This is a genomic window from Bradyrhizobium sp. 61 (genome assembly GCF_023073075.1).
Taxonomy (GTDB): domain Bacteria; phylum Pseudomonadota; class Alphaproteobacteria; order Rhizobiales; family Xanthobacteraceae; genus Bradyrhizobium; species Bradyrhizobium barranii.
On sequence record NZ_JADPIU010000008.1, the window covers coordinates 1 to 16,290 of the forward strand.

The following is a 16,290-nucleotide window of genomic DNA, read 5'->3' on the forward strand; positions in this document are numbered from 1 at the left end:
ACGATCAGCAAGCCGCCTGACCTTCACCCAACGCCATCACATATAGCTCGCCGTGCCCGCGCGCACGCGACAATCAGGCGGCCTTCGTCGTAGGCGTACGACGATCATTCGCTCTTTTGGTCTGACATCCTTCGCCCGTACGTCCTTGAAACGGGGCAGTCTGGTTTCACAAAGCGATTTCCGGCTCTACACATTTTCTGCCAGGCGGCGGTGCGGACAAGAGCGCAAGCCAGTCAGACTAGACCTACACCCCGACTGCGGCTATATCGACGCAAACGCTGCCCGACCGTGCACCCCCAGCGTGCCGACCGGACAAGTTTCTTCTCGTTAACTGCTTATAATTGTTTGGTTTTGCCGGCTTAGCTCAGCGGTAGAGCAGCGGTTTTGTAAACCGAAGGTCGGGGGTTCAATCCCCTCAGCCGGCACCAGCGCTTAGCTTGTTTTATTTCGATGTCCCTCAACCGGGCGCGGCGTTTGTATCCTTAGTTGTTTTCATTCCCGGGGCTGGCTTTGCTCTAACCTAATTTTTTTGACCGGCGTCGACAGACTTTGGACAGGGCCGCCCCACAAAGGCGGCCCTTTCTTCTGCGGGCTTCACACCCCATCTGCAGCCTATGCGTACCGCGTTCGAATTCTGCCTGACGACTCAGGATACCTAGGGTGAAACAGCATCTCATATCGACGCAACGTTGATGACATCCAACGTCCCGCGAAAGACCATGTCACCCGCCACATAAAGGATGACGGCTAGACCGACGTAAGCAATCCATCGATAAGTTTGCAGAAGGCGCGCAATGAAAGAAGCGGCCACGCCCATCATCGCGATGGAAAGCGCCAGACCGAAAATCAAGATCATCGGATGCTCGCGTGCTGCCCCTGCCACGGCCAGAACGTTGTCGAGAGACATGGAAACGTCGGCCACGACAATCTGCCAACTCGCTTGAGCGAGTGTTTTGCGAGCTTTGCTGCCTGCAATTGCTCCAGCGCCGTCCATCGCACCTGTTGGCCCTGTGGAGGATGTACGCAACTCTCGCCACATTTTCCAGCATACCCACAACAACAGGATCCCGCCTGCGAGCAGGAGGCCGACGATCTGGAGGATTTGCGTCGCCAACCCGGCGAGTAAGACGCGCAGTATCGTCGCGGCAACAATACCGATCAAAATCGCCTTGCCTCGTTGCGCCTCAGGAAGTCCGGCTGAAGCAAGACCGATGACGATGGCGTTATCGCCAGCGAGCACCAGGTCGATCAGAACGATCTGCAAGAAAACGCTAAGGACATCTGTATCGAAATAATCAGGCACGGGTCATGTCCCCGCCGCAGGGGAATGGGCAGCTGCAAGCGAGATCGCATACGTCTATCGGATCGGTTGACCGATACCCGCCACCAAGAAACGGGGGTCCTAACGCCGCCGGTTATCAGGGGCTAGCGCTATCGCCTAGAGCCGCGTCCGAATGTTGTCCGACCGGTTGCTCGAAAAGCAGTGCCACTTGATCTGGTTCGCCAAGAATCGCTGCGGCACAACCCAACATGGTCAATGCCCCGGCAACATCCCATAGCGTTACATTTTCTAATGTCGCATTTCCCGACTTTGCCCAAGCCAAGACCGCAGTGATCATCGCGTCTGAGAAAAATAGAATACTGAGCGCTGGCAAGACGAGCTGGGAATCCAGCAGGAGTATCATCAAGAATGCAGGAGCTGCGACCAGTATGCTCAACACCGCGCATATGCAAAATGCTTGCCGCCAAGAAGCATTCCTGTTTGTCCAACTTGCACGAGAAAGGATCATTTGATCCTCCTGCATAGGAGCATTTTTTAGCGCCACTCACCTGCTGAACTACTCTGGTCTAGCTGATCGTTTTCCGACGTCTCCCCATCAATGTTTTGTCCTATGCCGCTGACTCTCAATTAACGTAAGAATGCCAGCGGTCACCACGGCAATAACGACGACGGCTGCCAGCGCCTCGACAGAGGCCAAGGTCCCGTACCACTTGTTCCAAAGCTCAATCACGTGCTGGCTTCTCGCGAGAGCGCACCCACGATCGACAAGATCTGCTCTCCAACAAGAACGAACCGGGCGATCAAAAAAGCAATGCTACTCATCGTCGCGCGGTTTTTCACCGCGCGGCAAGGTGACTTATGTGGCAAGCCTAAGCTGAGCTTCATTGCGGACCCGGAACTAAGAACCTAGCGTTCCCACAGCGAACGGGAACGCGCACCACATGCCCAGCGCTGTGGTCAAGCTTCGTAGATCGCCTTGAAGGTCGGGGGTTCAATCCCCTCAGCCGGCAACAGCGCTTGAGGCGGAAACCTCAGCTTGCATTCTTCGTCGCACTGCTTTGCTGAAAGTGCTCTGCACCGTTGATTTCGACCCAGCCATGTTTCGACTGCTCGAAAACCGATCTTAGCGGAGCCGGGAAATTCGGGTCCGCCATCGCGCCGACGGCGACGCCGATCATCCCTGGCAGATTGTCCGCCTTCCAATAGACCGTCGAACCGCAATGGGTGCAAAAATAGCTGCGGACGTTGCCGCCGCTCGCGGCCTTGCGAACGTATTCGCTTGGGGTCCCCGAGATCGTGACGGCCTCAGCCGCGTAGAAGGCGCCGACGCCGAAGGGCGCACCGGTTCGGCGCTGGCAGTCCATGCAGTGACAAGCAACGACCGCGCGGGAAGGCTCCGCGAGCGACAATGCAACGGCGCCGCAACTGCATCGGGCATCGACCATCGCGCCTCCCTACCTCGCGCTCACTCCGTCCCCACCTCGAACGCCAGCAGCACGTTGCCGGCGACGCCGCTCCATTGGCCGTAGCCGGAATTGGTATAGAGCATGCCGCCTGCGATGACCGGTCCGGGACCGTCGATCGCGCCGCCATGGGCGGGGACGCCGTTGACGGCCTTGTAATCCTGCGCGGTGTCGAACTCCCAGAGCAGCTTGCCGTCGCTGGCATAGGCACGCAGGAAGCCGCTGACGCCGCCGGAGAACACGACGCCGGGGATCAGGCTCACCGCCGCCGACAGCGCGGGGCTGCATTGGAGACGATCGCCACAGGCGACCGGAGGCACCTCCATCACGACTGTCCCGCTGGCGAGATCGAGCCCGAACAGGCCGCCGCCTTGCGTGGAGTCGAGACGCCTGGTGCCGTCACGTAGGAAACGCACGTCGGAGTTCGCGACATAGATGTGATCTTGATCGGCCGCCGATCCCCATTCGCTGCCGCCGAGCGCACCGCCCTTCCCGATCCGCGTCTGCCACAGGATCTTGCCGCCGTCGTCGGGATCGAGCGCGTGCACGACGCCGGATTTCTGTGCGATGGCAAGAACGCGCCTGCCGTCGCGCAGGGTTACCAGGATCGACGACTGGCCGAAATCGTGGTCGGGTCCGTGATCCTCGGGACAATTGGTCTTGTCCACGCCGTAGCATGCCACGACATAAGCGTCCTTCGGCGTGGCCTGCTGGCTCCAGAGCAGCTTTCCCGTCGCAAGGTCGAAGGCGAGAATCGCGTCACTCATCGCGGATGGCGGATTCGAATAGGAATTGCTGGTCGCGACATAGATCGCGCCGCGCTTCACATCGATCGTCGGCGCCGACCAGATCGCGGCACCGGACGGGCCGAAGAGCTGCACGCCCCTCGCGTTCTTGTCGGTCGGATGCGGCACTTCCGGGATCGTATAGGCTTGCCAGACCGGCTTGCCGGTCGCGGCGTCCAGCGCCACCACGCTGCCGCGGAAGGTGCAGCATTCGTAAGAGGCTTGCGAGCCGGCGGCCTCCTCGAGCGAGGACACCGGCACGTAGAGCACGCCGGAATGCAGCACCGGCGCGCCGGTGATGCGCGCGGCCGGATGCTCCTCGACCTTCGTCTTCCAGATCAACGCCCCCGTCAGCGCGTTCACGGCATAGGCGTTGGCACGCAAATCACCGAAGAAGATCGCGAACTGATCGGAGCCGGGAAGCGGTGCGACCGTGATCGCGGCGCGCACCGCCGCATCGATCGCGAACGTCCACAGCGTGCAGCCGCTTCGCGCGTCGAGCGCGTGCACCTTGCGGTCGGTGCCGCCGATGAACAGCAGGCCGCCCATGATCGTCGGCGGCGCAAAGGACACCGAGGCGCCGGGAAACGCGTAGGCCCATTTCAACCGCAGGCGCGGCACCTGCGCCGCGGTCAGGCCCGCCATGTCGGTCGGCTGGAAGCGGCTGTTGTTGAGATCGACGCCCCACCCGTTCCAGCGTGGACCGTCGAGCGGTTGCGGAAAGCCGCTGAGCTGCTGCGTGCAGCGGCCCTGCCCGTCAGACGCGCTGTTGATCGCGGCCTTGCCGGTGACGAAAGCAGCAATCGCGCGACGCTCGTCGTCGCTGCGCTCCTTCGCCATCGCGGCCATGCTGCCGGAGGTCAGCGTCCCCAGCACGTGATCGAACGACATCGCCTGCATGGCGCCGCGCGCGGGCGCGCGGTTCTGGGCATCGCCGGCATCGTGACATTGCGCGCAGTGGGTGGCGTAGAGCGCGGCGCCGTCCTGCTGCGCCAGTGCCGGCGTGGAGCACCAGATCAACAGAGCCGCTACGGCAAAACTCGGCCTCATGGCGTTCTCCGGCATCGTCGACACGCGACCTAAAGATCGCGTCACACAACCTGAAGTGTATCGCCATTGCGATCGCGGACGCAATGGAGTTCCCCTGCGTCCGTCACGTCGCCGTGGCCATGCGGATACGATCGGGCAGTTCATCCAGACGCCATAGGGCAAGGCTCTTGTCGCGCCAGCCACCACCGCCCTCCTCGCAACGCTCGTTGATCAGCGCGCGCGGCGACGGCCAGTTGAACGGGGCCTTCTCCATGTTCAGCGCGCGCCAATCGCCATCCGTGCAATCGCGATTTGTATCCCATTCGGGAAACGTCGTGACCAGCAGGAAGCCCGCGCCGCTCTCGGCAAAGCGGGCAACGGCGCGGGCGATGTTGTCGAAGCTCAAATGAACCAGGCAGTCCCGGCACAGGATGGCATCCGCTCGCGGCAGCGCATCGCGCGTGACGTCGGCAACGAGAAACCGGCCGGACAACTCGCCGCCGGCCACACGCCGGCGATTGGTCTCGATCAGCGACGGCACGATGTCGATGCCGGTGTAGTCGAGGTCGAGCTTGATGCGGCCGATCCAGCCGGCATCGCCGCAGGGCGCATCGAGCAGCGAGCGCGCGCCGAGCCGTTGCAGCAGGGGAGGAAGCTCCTCCCGGATCGCGGCGGTCGCCGGGTCCTCCGAGCCGAGGCCCGAGACGGATGTGGCCGCGCCCCACAGGTTGGTCCGCTCGATCCGCTCGAACCGCGCGGCGAGATCGAGGCCGGCAAAGTTATCGCGGTCCGCAACGAAGCGCTTATGGGCGAGCACGGGTGGACGATTGGTGATCATCGGGCGGGACTCGCGTCAAGATTCCGTCGCAAGCACACTATACAGCCGACGCGTCGCCTCCGAAATCGCCAGCCGCTTCCCTCACGCCGGCTTCTGCCACTCCATGATGTGGAAATAGGGCACGCGGCGATGAACGGCATTCCTCTCGGGATCGCCGCCTGCGGGCTCCAGCTCGACGAACAGACGCAGCTGAAGGCCGTGATCGAGCAACAGCGTCATGTAGGTGCTGAGCGGACGATGCCAGTTCTGGATCCGGATGCCACGCCAGCTCACCCAGATCGGCCGCTCCTCCATGTAGTGGTCGATCGAAAAGCGCGGGATACCCTCGCCGTCCCGCGTCCAGCCGTCGGGCTGGCCCGCGGTGTTGAAGCTGGTCAGGTTGGCGATCAGCAGCGTGCCGCCCGGCCGCAGCGCCGCCACCATCTTCGCGATGGCCGCGCCGAGGTCGGGCATGTCGATCAGGCTGAGATAGCTGACGACCAGGTCAAATTCCGCACTGACCTCCATCGTCTCGGCGCGGCCGAGCCGATAGTTGCCGGTCGGGTCCAGCTCCCTGGCGCGCGCAAGCAACGCTTCGGTCGGATCGAGGCCGGTGGTGCGGATGCCGGCGCGCTGCATGATGCGGCAGAAGCGCCCCTCCCCGCAGCCGACGTCGAGCGCATTGCGAAAGCCGCGCCCTTCGATCCGCGCCCGCATCGGCGCGTCCAGGACAAAGCGGCGGCCGTAGTCGCCGTCTTCTCCCTGCTCGACGATCCAGGCGGCCGCGGACGCGGTCCAGCCGTCGCTGACGTCCTCGTTCATGGGGCGACCTTCGGGAATGGAGTCGGCCGCGCGCATCGCGCTGCGCGGCTACTGACCACGGATTGGATCAGAGTTCAACATCAGGTAGCCTGCGCATCCGATGCGCTCGACCACTAGCAAAGAGAAGGCCAAAATCGTTGCCGGCGCCGTGACGGCCGTCGTCATGACGGCCATGCTCTTGGTGTTCGCGCTCGGCCTTCTGCTTCCGCATTAGGCGCGGTGAGCGCGGCGGACGAGTGCCGCCGCGCACACTTACGCCGCGCGCACGGTCCGCAAGAATTTTCCGACTTCGTCCTTCAGCCGGTTGCTGTCGGTCGCCAGCATCTTGGCGGTCGAAAGCACCTGCGAGGACGCCGAGCCGGTCTCGGCCGCGCCGCGCTGCACGTCGGTGATATTGGTGGAGACCTGCTGGGTGCCGTGAGCGGCCTGCTGCACGTTGCGCGAGATCTCCTGGGTCGCGGCGCCCTGCTCCTCGACGGCCGCGGCAATGGTGGACGACACCTCCGACAGTCGCTCGATCGTCGCGGAGATGTCGCGGATCGCGTTGACGGATTCCTGGGTCGCGGTCTGGATGCCGGAAATCTGCTGGCTGATCTCGCCGGTCGCCTTCGCGGTCTGCTCGGCCAGCGTCTTCACCTCGGAGGCGACGACCGCGAAGCCGCGGCCGGCCTCGCCGGCGCGTGCCGCCTCGATCGTGGCGTTCAGCGCCAGCAGGTTGGTCTGGCCGGCGATGGTGTTGATCAGCTCGACGACATCGCCGATCCGCGTCGCCGCGATCGAGAGCTCGCTGACCCGCTCGGTCGTGGTGCGCGCCTGGGTGACGGCCTCGCCCGCCATCCGCGCGGATTCCTGCACCTGCCGGCTGATCTCGTTGACCGAGGACGACAGCTCCTCCGTGGCGGTCGCCACCGACTGCACGTTGCCGGTGGCTTCACCCGAAGCGACCGCGACCACCGAGGTCAGCTCCTGCGCGCGGTGCGCGGTGGTGGCCAGCGTCGAGGACGACGCTTCGAGCTCGGTGGACGCCGAGCCCACCGTCTCGATGATCTCTCCGACCGCACGTTCAAAGCCGTCGGCCAGGTTGACCATGTCACGGCGGCGCTGCTCGGCAGCCTGCTTCTCGATCTCGAGCTGCGCAGCCTTGAGGCGTTCGACCTCGAGCGCGTTGGTCTTGAAGACTTCGACGGTCCTCGCCATGTCGCCGATCTCGTCGCTCCGCTCCTTCTCGGGCACCTCGGTCTTGAGATCGTTGCGGGCGAGACCCTCCATGGCGAGCTTGAGCCGGGCGATCGGCCGGGACATCGCATTGAGGCTGATGAACAGCGCGATCGCGATGCCGACGATCAGGCCGCCGGCGCTGACTCCGATCACGGTCCAGGTCGCGGATCTGGCGTCGCGGTTGATGGCTTCCTTGCGGTTGCTGACCGCCTGTGCGGACTCGGTCACGAACTGGACGATGCGTGCGAGGGCCGCGTCCAGCACCGGATCGCACTCCTTGTGCGCACGTTCGGCGGCCTTGGCATTCTCCTCCACGCTGCTTGCCTGCGCGCCGGCCTGGAGTACCGGATCACAGCTGGCGAACGCGGCCTTCAGCTGGTCCCCGATGCTCTTGACCTGGCTGGCGCGCGACGGGTCGTCCTGCACGGCCGCATCGAGGTACTGACTGATTTCGGTGCGGTTCTGGTTCGCGATCTTGAGACGGCCAGCGTTGCCCGCCTCCGTCGCTTCGGTGAAGACCGCATAGAGCGCGGCATGATAGGTCTCGGCGCGGCGCTGGGCGCGCGTCAGGTTGAGCGCCGAGGATTGCGCGGCGGAGAGTTCGGCAAATCCGTCGACGGTCGCCGAAAGTTCACGCGCGGCGAAGCCGGCGACGGCAAGCATCGCGCATCCCATCACCGCCACGATCAGCGCGACCTTCCACACGATTTTCAGATTGTTCAAAAAGCTCATAACAGCCGCCCCAATGCTTCTGCCGACGCATAATCCCAGCAACGGGCATTGGAACCGGCGGACGTTAAGATTTGATGCCAAATCCCCCGAGTAGTCTTACGGAAAAATAACTATTCGGGGGGTCGGCGTAAGCCTCGTGTAAGCTTCTGCCTGTTTTGGGGGCGTGATCCGGACATGACCGGCCGGAACCGGTCGCCGGCGTCAGTCGTTGTCGGCCCATGCGGATCAAGGAAGAAAACCGAAACATACTTCTGCTGGCGACGGTGACGCTGTGCTGTGTCGCCGTGGCCGGCACCGTTGCGCTGTTCGAGCTGGCACCAGCGCCGGCTCCGGCAACGCAGGTCGCCGAACGCGCGGCGATCGACGTTACGGCTCCGACACCAGTCCGGGTGGTGGGGGCGCCGTTCGAGCCCAACATCAACCCGCGCGAGCGATAGCGCTCACGTCGGCGATGCCTCTGTGCCTGCCTCGGGCCGGCCTTGGGCCCGCGCCAATTCCTCCACGAACGCGATCACCTCCGCCCGCTTGTCGGGCGGCAGCGCCAAGAACGCACGAACGAGCCGCAGGCCCTGCGCTTCGTCCGACTGGTCTGATTTGACGTCCATTCCCCACTGTCAGGCGGGCGGGAAAAATATGCAATCCCCAGCCGAACACCTCCTTGATTCGGCCGGCTAGCTTTGCTGGAATAGCTCCAACAGAGGTGGACCATGAAGTGGATCAGCGAGCGCGACGCACTGATCGCGCAGACAATGGCCTTCGTCCAATCGGTGACCGGCAAGAAGGGTGACTTCCATCCGCCGGAGAGACCGACGGCTGCACCGGACGTGCCGGTGGAGACCGTCACCGTCGAGACCGTGGCGGTCGACACATTGGCGGTCGAGATCAAGCCGCCGCCAGTCCCGCTCGCCCCGCCCGTCATGATCCCGCCAGCACGGACAAGCGGCGATTTCCGCTCCGAGATGCAGGCCCGCATCGCCAATTTCCGCAAGCATCAGGAGCGGTTCGAGCGTGAGCGGGAGGAGTATTGCGCGGCGACCCTGACCAGGCTCCGCGCGGCCATTCGCGACCCCTCCCTCCGTCCGCCAGCCGAAAACTAGGGCCGGCGGTCGATCAGACGCCTACAGCCAGGACCAAACCAACCAGAGATTGGCCGCACAGGCGCTGAGCAATCCCAGCGTCAGTGGCAGCAGCATGTGCCCGCAGCAGGTCTTGAGGTCGGTCGTCATGGCCGAAAACATCCCCTGATTCCGGCAAATGAGTCCCAGGGATTCTTTTTTTGGGGATTCAGGACTCGTTAAAGACTCAGGGCCCGCGGCTCCGATCACGCCCCCGTGACCGCCCCGGAACCCCTTGCCCCGTGAAGCCGTTAACGCGGTTTCCGGGAGCGGGAAGAATGCCCTACGCCCTGTTCTGCAACGACGCCCAAATCAGCAAGGCCTATCCCAGCGAGGCCGACGTCTGGCAGCTCGCGCAGCAAAGCGGCCTCGTCGTGGATGTCAGCACCGACGACCAGCGCCACGGGCCGCGCCGGGTCCTGGACAATGATTACGAGATCAAGCCCTGCCGGGCCGCCCAGGGCGAGGACCCCGCCAGGAACAAGGCCGAGGCCGAGCAGCAGTCGAGGATGGAGCTTGAGCTGAATTCCTGAGGTTCGGCCGCAAGCCCAGGGTATCTCAGCAAGGGATCTCTCAGGGGGTCGCGGTCGCCAGCGAGGCCTGCTCGCCCGCCAGCACCACGCAGGCCTTGCGGCGGTGCAGCCCGCGGATCGCGCCCGTTACCTTCAGCACCTTGCCGGATGGGCAGGAAGCGTCCTTGACGAAGGCCACCTCATAGGGTGCCAGCATCAGAGGCTCGGATTTGAGGATTGTCTGTGCAGCGCACGGCAGGGAGATGAAGCACGAGAGCACTACTGCCGACACAAAGATACGCATGTCCGTCGTCCCACCAGCCCGGTAATTCTCATATAACGCCTTCCGGAGCGCGAGTTCCGTAGGCGGCAAAAATTATTTTTGCTTTACGCCAGTCCCATGACGCGCGTGAGAACGCGCGCGCCAGACCGTTTGCTTGCAAATGACGCGCCAGATGGTTCACGCAAAGCAAACAACAGGCAGGCAAACAAGGGCGTGGCAAACGAAAGGCCGGCGTGAGCCGGCCCTTGTCAGGTCGTGGTCGCTGTTGAGCGTCAGTAGCGCGAGGCCGCCGGTCCGCCCCAGCCGAAGCGGTAGTTCACACCGACCTTGACGGTATGCTCGTCCTCCCGGCCCCGGACGCCGACGACGTCGGCCGGACCGGAGGTGAAGGTCGTGCTGCCAAAGTTGTAATACTGGTACTCGGCCTTGGCCGACCAGCTCGGTGCGAACATGTATTCGAGGCCGGCACCGACAGTATAGCCGTCCTTGTTGTTGCCAGTGGCGGTGAAGGGCTGCGCCACGCCGGCGACATTGACGCCGAGGCCGCCATTACGCCAGGCGTAACCGCCCTTGGCATAGACCAGCGCCGGTCCCCAGGTGTAGCCGATGCGGCCGGTCACCGACCCGAGCTGGTCGGTGTTGGACGTCACCTGCGTCCCCAGCGGGAACGTGACACCGTTGTTGTTGGTCGGCAGCCAGGAGTACTGGGCCTCGATACCCACCACCCAATTGGGCGCGAACTGGTAGTCGAAGCCGCCCTGCACGCCGCCCAGGAAACGGGCGTCGCTCGACTGGAAGCTGCTGTCACCGGCGAACGCGCCGCCGACATGGCCGCCGATGTAGAAACCGGTCCAGTTGTAGATCACCTGCGGCGGCGTATAGGCGGGCGCCTTGGTATAGGTGCGCGGCTGCATGTCGGCCGCGGCGGCCGGTGCAGCCAGCGCCAGCAGAGCAACGGCGCCCAGCAAAATCGTCTTCATGATCATCCCCGTTCTTTCAAATTCGACACTCAGGAAACAACGTGGCGTGAATTAGGTTGCTTCGCGGCGATGCCGGAACGTTGATCGTCTGTCACTGTGACGGGGTGGCAACAACGCGATTTTGTTCCGTCACACCTGCTTGCACCGACTGTTTTCGTCGTCTGCGCAAGGCGGGCTGTAACGATCTGTCGCAAGGCAAACCAGCCCCGTTCAAAGCTCGCCAAATTGTGATCCAGCGGCTCCGGCGGCCTCTGTCCTAGCACCTGCCGATGAAGGCCGGCTTTGCGCTACCGCGCCATCTTTTCCAGTTCCGGAAAGGGTGCGTAAACCGCACCGGCGCAGAGCTCGCCGGCGCGATCGACGATGCGGTCGCCCCGCCCGTTGACGAAGACGGCGGCCCGTTCGCGCATGCCCTTGTAGCTGCCGTCGGTCTCGCGTGGCGTGAAGTGCAGGCAGGCGACGTAGAACTGCCGTCCGCCGATCTCGCGCAGCACCGGATCGGCCATGGTGGCCTCGCGCACGCCGACGGGATTGTTGAGGTAAGCGCGCATCAAGGCCAGCGTGTCACTGCGAAAATTGTCGGGAAACGGCTGCGGCCCTCCCGCCTGGGTCCCCTCCATCAGGGATGGACGATCACCGTCGCTGCCGAAACATGCCGTGAGCGCCAGCGGCAAGACCAGAACCAACGCCAAGATCACCGCACGCTTCGCCAATCGCCCCACAGGCCACGCTCTCCGCTCGATCAGACTCGGAGGATGTTCTAGCTCCAAGGCTGCACGAAGGGAATTCGCTCCTGCTCGTAGGCTGCGCAAATAACGCACCGCCCCGCCGCCGGCGCCTGCGCTTTCGCGCTGACGCCGAGACGACGGGCCGGGCCTGAATTCCGCACGCGGCGGCGGGCAATGCCAGGGATGCCGCCGCGCCGGATCAGTCGTTAGCTGCGCTTGTCGATGGCCGCCGGCTTGGTCACGTCAGGCTGCGCCTTCAGCGACTTCTTGGCCGACAGATGCTTGTGGTGGTGACGATGCGTGCGCACGGCCTTGTGCTCATCGGGCGTGACCGCGGCATTGGCGTTCATCGCCTTCGACTTGGTATCCACCTTGGCGTCCGCCTTGACGTCGGCGGCCTTCGTGTCGGCCTTGACGCCGGCCTCGGGTTTCACGGCGGTGGTCGACACCTTGGTCTGGCTCTGGTCCGCCTTGATCACCGGCGCGGTCGTGGTGGTCTTGCCGGCTTCAGCGGCGAAGGCCGGGGCTGCGATTACGGAAGCGGCGAGCAAGGCTGCGGAAATGGTCTTCAACATGGTTGGTCTCCTCTTGGAAGGATCTTGAGGCGGCGCCCTCTCGCCTACTCTTCGATCGTGGGTGGGAGCCTAGGCGGCGCGCGCTGAACCCAGTCTGAAGTCCCTTGCAGGCTTCTGTTCATCTCGATGACAAGTTTGTCATCTGCGGAGGGGCGAATAGATCGTGCGAAGCGGGAATGTTTTTGCCCTCTGGGTGTTCCGGTCTTTGGGCAATCGTGTAGGATCGCCACGTTCCATACGGGAGAAGATAGATGCGCAAACTTTCCATGCTTCTGGTACCGGGGCTTGTCTCGATGGCGTTGGCCGCCGGACCGATGCTGACCAGCGCCTACGCCGCGGGCAGCGACGAGCCCTCGCCGCCGCCGAAGTCGGACAGCTCGGCCAAGAAGGGGAAGAAGAAGAGCTCCTCCATCAGCGATCCCAAATTCCTCGCGGCCTATCGCACCGCCTACACCACGATCTACGACGGTCACGACTACACGAGCGCGATCGGCCAGCTGAAGTCGCTCGAGCGCGACGACGTCGCCGACGTCGCCAATTTGATCGGCTACTCCTATCGCAAGCTCGGCGACTACCAGTCGTCCAAGGTCTATTACGAGATCGCACTGAAGGACGATCCGAACCACGTCCGCACCTGGCAGTATTACGGCCTCTGGCAGCTCGAGCAGGGCAACCGCGAACAGGCGCAGTACCACCTGAACAAGATCGCCTCGCTCGCCGGCACCGACAGCTCCGAGTATCGCTCGCTCGCCGCGGCGCTCGACAAGCCGACCGGCGCGACGCTCGTCTACTGAGACATCGCATCCTCGAACGAAACGAACGGGCACAACCTCGGGGTTGTGCCCGTTCCGCTTTCTCGGTTAGCCTCTCGCATCAAGTGCTCCCCTCGCAAATTGGTGCGCAATGGATACGTGGCTGCGATCCGCGATCGACTACATCGGCTCCTGGATCGAATTCCAACAGACGACATTCCAGCAGCCCGGCGTCATCGTCGCATTTGCCCATCGCGGCGAAATCGTCGCCGAGCACGCCTTTGGTCTTGCCAACCTCGACACCGGAGAAAAACTCACCCCGCGCCACCGCTGCCGCATCGCCTCACACTCGAAGAGCTTTACCTCCGCCGGCATCATGAAGCTGCGCGACCAGCGCAAGCTCCGGCTCGACGACACGGTCAGCCAACATGTCGGCGGCCTGCATCCGCGCGTCGCCGAGACGACGATTGCGCAGGTGCTATCGCACAGCGCGGGGCTGACGCGCGATGGCGCCGATTCCGGGCAGTTCATCGACAACCGTCCCTATCTCAACGCCAGGGAGTTGCTCGCGGAATTGAAGCTGCCGACCGCGATCGAGCCGGGGACGCGCTTCAAATACTCCAACCACGGCTTTGGCCTGCTCGGCCTCGTCATCGAAGCCGTGTCGAAGGAGCCCTACTCCGCCTGGATCAAGCGCGAGATCATCGAGCCCGCAGGCCTGCGCGAGACTGAGCCGGATGCGCCGCTTCCCAAGGGCGCATCGTTCGCGCGCGGCCACACGCGAAAAGTGCCCTTGGGCGAGCGTTGCGTGATCCCCGGCGACAATCCGACGCACGCGATGGCGTCCGCCACGGGCTTCGCCGCCACCGCCGGCGATACGGCCCGCTTCTTCGCGCAGCTTGCGCCCAACGCCAGGAAGAGTGTGCTCTCAGTCGCAAGCCGCCGCGAAATGACCCGGCATCACTGGCGCATCCCGCAGAGTTTCGAGGCCTATTACGGCCTTGGCATCAACGCCGGCAAAACCGACGGCTGGGACTGGTTCGGCCATGGCGGCCATTTTCAGGGTTACATCTCCCGGACCTGCTCCATCCCCGCTTGCGAGCTCGCGATCAGCATCCTCAGCAACTCCATCGACGGCGCGGCGCCGTTCTGGATGGACGGCGCGATGCAGATCCTGCGCGTGTTCAGGACTCGCGGCGCCCCCGACCGCCGCGTGCGCGACTGGAACGGCCGCTGGTGGACGATCTGGGGCGCAACCGATCTCGTCCCCGCGGGCAACCGCGTGCTGGTCGCCAATCCGCAGTTCTTCAATCCGTTCATGGATGCCGCCGAGATCGAGGTCACCGGCCGCGACACCGGCAAGCTCGCCTGGGCTGCCGGCTATTCCAGCCACGGCGAGCCGGTGCGCCGCGTCCGCGACAAGCGCGGCAAGGTCAGCGACATCTGGATCGCCGGCGCCAATATCAAGCCGGAGCGTGTCGTGGCGCGCGAGATCGCGCGGAGATATCCGCCGCGCAAGCGGAGGCCTACTCTCGGATAAGAGCCTCCACCTCGCTCCGAAACGCCTGCCGTGAGCCGTCGCGCGAATAGAACATGTGGCCGCCGGGATAGACGACGAACTTGACGCGCTGCGTCGCGAACGCCGGGAGCTGGTCGAGCACCCGCTTCGATCCGAAATAGGGCGTGGCGAGATCGAACAGGCCATGCGCGACCAGCACGTTCAGCTTCGCGTCGGTGGCGAGGGTCTGGCGCAGCTCCGACACCGACTGCGGCGGGTTGATGCCGCGGCCGAAATCCCAATTGCCCTCGACGGCGCCGTTGAGGACTTCATAGGAGCCATCCGGCCGCCAGTTGAGCTTGCGCGTGAGAACATCGACGGCCGCACTCGTCAGCGGCGCCTGGAGCGCATCGCCCGAGGGATCGCCGAACCGGGAGCTGCTCGAATCCGGATAGGGATCATAGCCTCGCACCGAGGCGTCGTAGCGCCCCGTCACCTTGCCGTTCTTGCGGTCGAACTCGCGGCGGAATTCACCGACGTCGAAACGGCCGGCGAGCCGGCGGCTCACGGCCTGATCGATCCCGGTGAGCTCGGCGACCTTGTCAGCAAGGCGATTGGTGGCCTCCTTGTCCGCCTCGCCCTTGACGAGGTCGGCCAGGAACTCGCCCCGCGCGTAAGCCTCGACGTCGGCGAGATCGGCGCGCTTGACCGCTCCCTTGGCTTCGCGCGCCACCGCGACATAGCTCGGCAGCGTCGCGACATATTGCAGGAGGCTGGTGCCGGTGAACTCGCGGAAGTCCAGGAGCGGCGACACCAGGATCAATCCCCTGACGCCGACGCCATGCTGGAGCTGCAACTGGCGCACGACCTTCGGCCCGCGAATGCCCCCATAGCTTTCGCCGCCGACATATTTCGGCGAGGTCAGCCGGTCGTGCTTCTCCAGCCAGCGGCGGATCACGAGCGCGATCGAATTGACGTCGCCGTCGACGGAGTAGAAGGACTTGCGCGCGTCCTCGCCGCTGGCAACGAAACGGCTGTAGCCAGTGCTGACGGGATCGATGAAGACGAGATCGGTGAAGTCGAGCCACGTCTCCGCGTTCGGCTTCACCTCGGGTGAGGCAGACGGCGACAGGGCTTCGCCATCGAGCGGCAGCCGCCACGGACCCGCAGCGCCGAACTGGAGCCATGCCGAGGACGCGCCGGGACCGCCGTTGAACAGGAACGTCACGGGGCGCGTCGCGCGGTCGGCACCATCGAGCTCATAGGACGTATAGGCGATGTCGGCGAGCGGCTCACCCTTACCGTCGAACACGCGGATCGAGCCGGCAGTCGCGGTGAAGTCGAGTGCACGGCCCGGCAGATCGAGCGTCTGCTTCGTGGTCGAATCCGACGGAAGTCGATGCGGCTCGGCGGCGGACGATGAACCCTGTGACGCGCCTGGCGTGTTGCCGCCGCGCCCACCCTTCTGTCCCGTGGGGGCCGTCGTCTCGGCGCGCGGCTGCGGCGGATCGTCCGCGCGGGCAAATCCCGCGAGCGCGAAAGTCGACACCGCCAGTACCAAGGTCGCGCGGCGGAGCGCCGGCAAACGCATGACCATGATCGTTCTCCTTGTCCGGCTGCGAGAGCCGGCGAGCATCGCAAGGCTAGCGAGAAATTGCGACGGTTTGGGGGATAGCCGGCCCGGCGGCGCCTGAAGAAG

Annotated in this window: 18 protein-coding genes and 1 tRNA gene; 6 read left to right on the plus strand and 13 right to left on the minus strand. The window is 64.3% G+C overall.

Going from position 1 to position 16,290, the window contains the following annotated elements; all coding sequences use genetic code 11:
- The first annotated feature begins 353 nt into the window (after nt 1-353).
- Nucleotides 354-428, plus strand: a tRNA-Thr gene (locus tag IVB46_RS02685).
- Nucleotides 429-673: 245 nt separating this feature from the next.
- Here the strand turns inward: IVB46_RS02685 and IVB46_RS02690 are convergent.
- The 7 genes from IVB46_RS02690 to IVB46_RS02720 form a co-directional block, all read right to left on the minus strand.
- Entirely contained in the window at nt 674-1,303 is a 630-nt protein-coding gene (locus IVB46_RS02690; RefSeq protein WP_247341933.1) for a TerC family protein, read from the minus strand.
- A gap of 115 nt (nt 1,304-1,418) precedes the next feature.
- Nucleotides 1,419-1,790, minus strand: a complete 372-nt coding sequence (locus tag IVB46_RS02695; RefSeq protein ID WP_247341937.1) for a hypothetical protein — start codon at nt 1,788-1,790, stop codon at nt 1,419-1,421.
- Between the two features lie 523 nt (nt 1,791-2,313).
- Nucleotides 2,314-2,727: a GFA family protein gene (locus IVB46_RS02700; RefSeq protein WP_247309591.1), complete on the minus strand. Its 414-nt coding sequence runs from the start codon at nt 2,725-2,727 to the stop codon at nt 2,314-2,316.
- A gap of 20 nt (nt 2,728-2,747) precedes the next feature.
- Entirely contained in the window at nt 2,748-4,580 is a 1,833-nt protein-coding gene (locus tag IVB46_RS02705; protein ID WP_247309589.1) for a PQQ-binding-like beta-propeller repeat protein, read from the minus strand.
- A gap of 103 nt (nt 4,581-4,683) precedes the next feature.
- Complete coding sequence (locus IVB46_RS02710; protein WP_247309588.1) at nt 4,684-5,397, minus strand: class I SAM-dependent methyltransferase; 714 nt, start codon at nt 5,395-5,397, stop codon at nt 4,684-4,686.
- A gap of 81 nt (nt 5,398-5,478) precedes the next feature.
- Nucleotides 5,479-6,198 carry a class I SAM-dependent methyltransferase gene (locus IVB46_RS02715; protein ID WP_247309586.1) on the minus strand — a complete coding sequence of 240 codons (720 nt, stop codon included), beginning with the start codon at nt 6,196-6,198 and terminating at the stop codon, nt 5,479-5,481.
- A gap of 252 nt (nt 6,199-6,450) precedes the next feature.
- Nucleotides 6,451-8,148, minus strand: a complete 1,698-nt coding sequence (locus tag IVB46_RS02720) for a HAMP domain-containing methyl-accepting chemotaxis protein (RefSeq protein WP_247341940.1) — start codon at nt 8,146-8,148, stop codon at nt 6,451-6,453.
- 218 nt (nt 8,149-8,366) lie between these two features.
- On the opposite strand from IVB46_RS02720, the gene IVB46_RS02725 reads away from it, so the two are divergent.
- Complete coding sequence (locus IVB46_RS02725; protein WP_247309585.1) at nt 8,367-8,585, plus strand: hypothetical protein; 219 nt, start codon at nt 8,367-8,369, stop codon at nt 8,583-8,585.
- Between the two features lie 3 nt (nt 8,586-8,588).
- On the opposite strand, the gene IVB46_RS02730 is transcribed toward IVB46_RS02725, so the two are convergent.
- The gene (locus tag IVB46_RS02730) at nt 8,589-8,753 is read right to left on the minus strand and encodes a hypothetical protein (RefSeq protein ID WP_193375949.1); all 165 of its coding nucleotides are present in this window, start codon (nt 8,751-8,753) and stop codon (nt 8,589-8,591) included.
- Nucleotides 8,754-8,855: 102 nt separating this feature from the next.
- Here IVB46_RS02730 and IVB46_RS02735 point away from each other — a divergent pair, with 102 nt between their 5' ends.
- Together IVB46_RS02735 and IVB46_RS02740 are read left to right on the plus strand one after the other, a co-directional pair.
- Nucleotides 8,856-9,245, plus strand: a complete 390-nt coding sequence (locus IVB46_RS02735; protein ID WP_071912705.1) for a hypothetical protein — start codon at nt 8,856-8,858, stop codon at nt 9,243-9,245.
- 296 nt (nt 9,246-9,541) lie between these two features.
- Nucleotides 9,542-9,796, plus strand: coding sequence for a hypothetical protein (locus IVB46_RS02740; protein ID WP_028150218.1), 255 nt, complete (start codon nt 9,542-9,544; stop codon nt 9,794-9,796).
- A 40-nt stretch (nt 9,797-9,836) separates the two neighbouring features.
- Here IVB46_RS02740 and IVB46_RS45035 read toward each other — a convergent pair whose 3' ends face one another.
- From IVB46_RS45035 to IVB46_RS02760, 4 genes are all read right to left on the minus strand, one after another.
- Nucleotides 9,837-10,079 (minus strand): DUF6719 family protein, encoded by a 243-nt coding sequence (locus IVB46_RS45035; RefSeq protein WP_038935984.1) that lies wholly within the window; start codon nt 10,077-10,079, stop codon nt 9,837-9,839.
- A gap of 251 nt (nt 10,080-10,330) precedes the next feature.
- On the minus strand, nt 10,331-11,038 hold the full coding sequence (locus IVB46_RS02750; RefSeq protein ID WP_071917379.1) for an outer membrane protein: 708 nt from the start codon (nt 11,036-11,038) through the stop codon (nt 10,331-10,333).
- Between the two features lie 287 nt (nt 11,039-11,325).
- Nucleotides 11,326-11,760, minus strand: coding sequence for a hypothetical protein (locus IVB46_RS02755; RefSeq protein ID WP_247309583.1), 435 nt, complete (start codon nt 11,758-11,760; stop codon nt 11,326-11,328).
- A gap of 212 nt (nt 11,761-11,972) precedes the next feature.
- Nucleotides 11,973-12,341: a hypothetical protein gene (locus tag IVB46_RS02760; protein WP_085405355.1), complete on the minus strand. Its 369-nt coding sequence runs from the start codon at nt 12,339-12,341 to the stop codon at nt 11,973-11,975.
- Nucleotides 12,342-12,592: 251 nt separating this feature from the next.
- On the opposite strand from IVB46_RS02760, the gene IVB46_RS02765 reads away from it, so the two are divergent.
- Both IVB46_RS02765 and IVB46_RS02770 read left to right on the plus strand, forming a co-directional pair.
- Nucleotides 12,593-13,135: a tetratricopeptide repeat protein gene (locus tag IVB46_RS02765; RefSeq protein ID WP_028150223.1), complete on the plus strand. Its 543-nt coding sequence runs from the start codon at nt 12,593-12,595 to the stop codon at nt 13,133-13,135.
- A gap of 109 nt (nt 13,136-13,244) precedes the next feature.
- On the plus strand, nt 13,245-14,633 hold the full coding sequence (locus IVB46_RS02770; protein WP_247309580.1) for a serine hydrolase domain-containing protein: 1,389 nt from the start codon (nt 13,245-13,247) through the stop codon (nt 14,631-14,633).
- Here IVB46_RS02770 and IVB46_RS02775 read toward each other — a convergent pair.
- Entirely contained in the window at nt 14,620-16,188 is a 1,569-nt protein-coding gene (locus IVB46_RS02775; RefSeq protein ID WP_247309578.1) for a peptidase S10, read from the minus strand. The genes IVB46_RS02770 and IVB46_RS02775 overlap by 14 nt on opposite strands.
- Nucleotides 16,189-16,290: the final 102 nt, after the last annotated feature.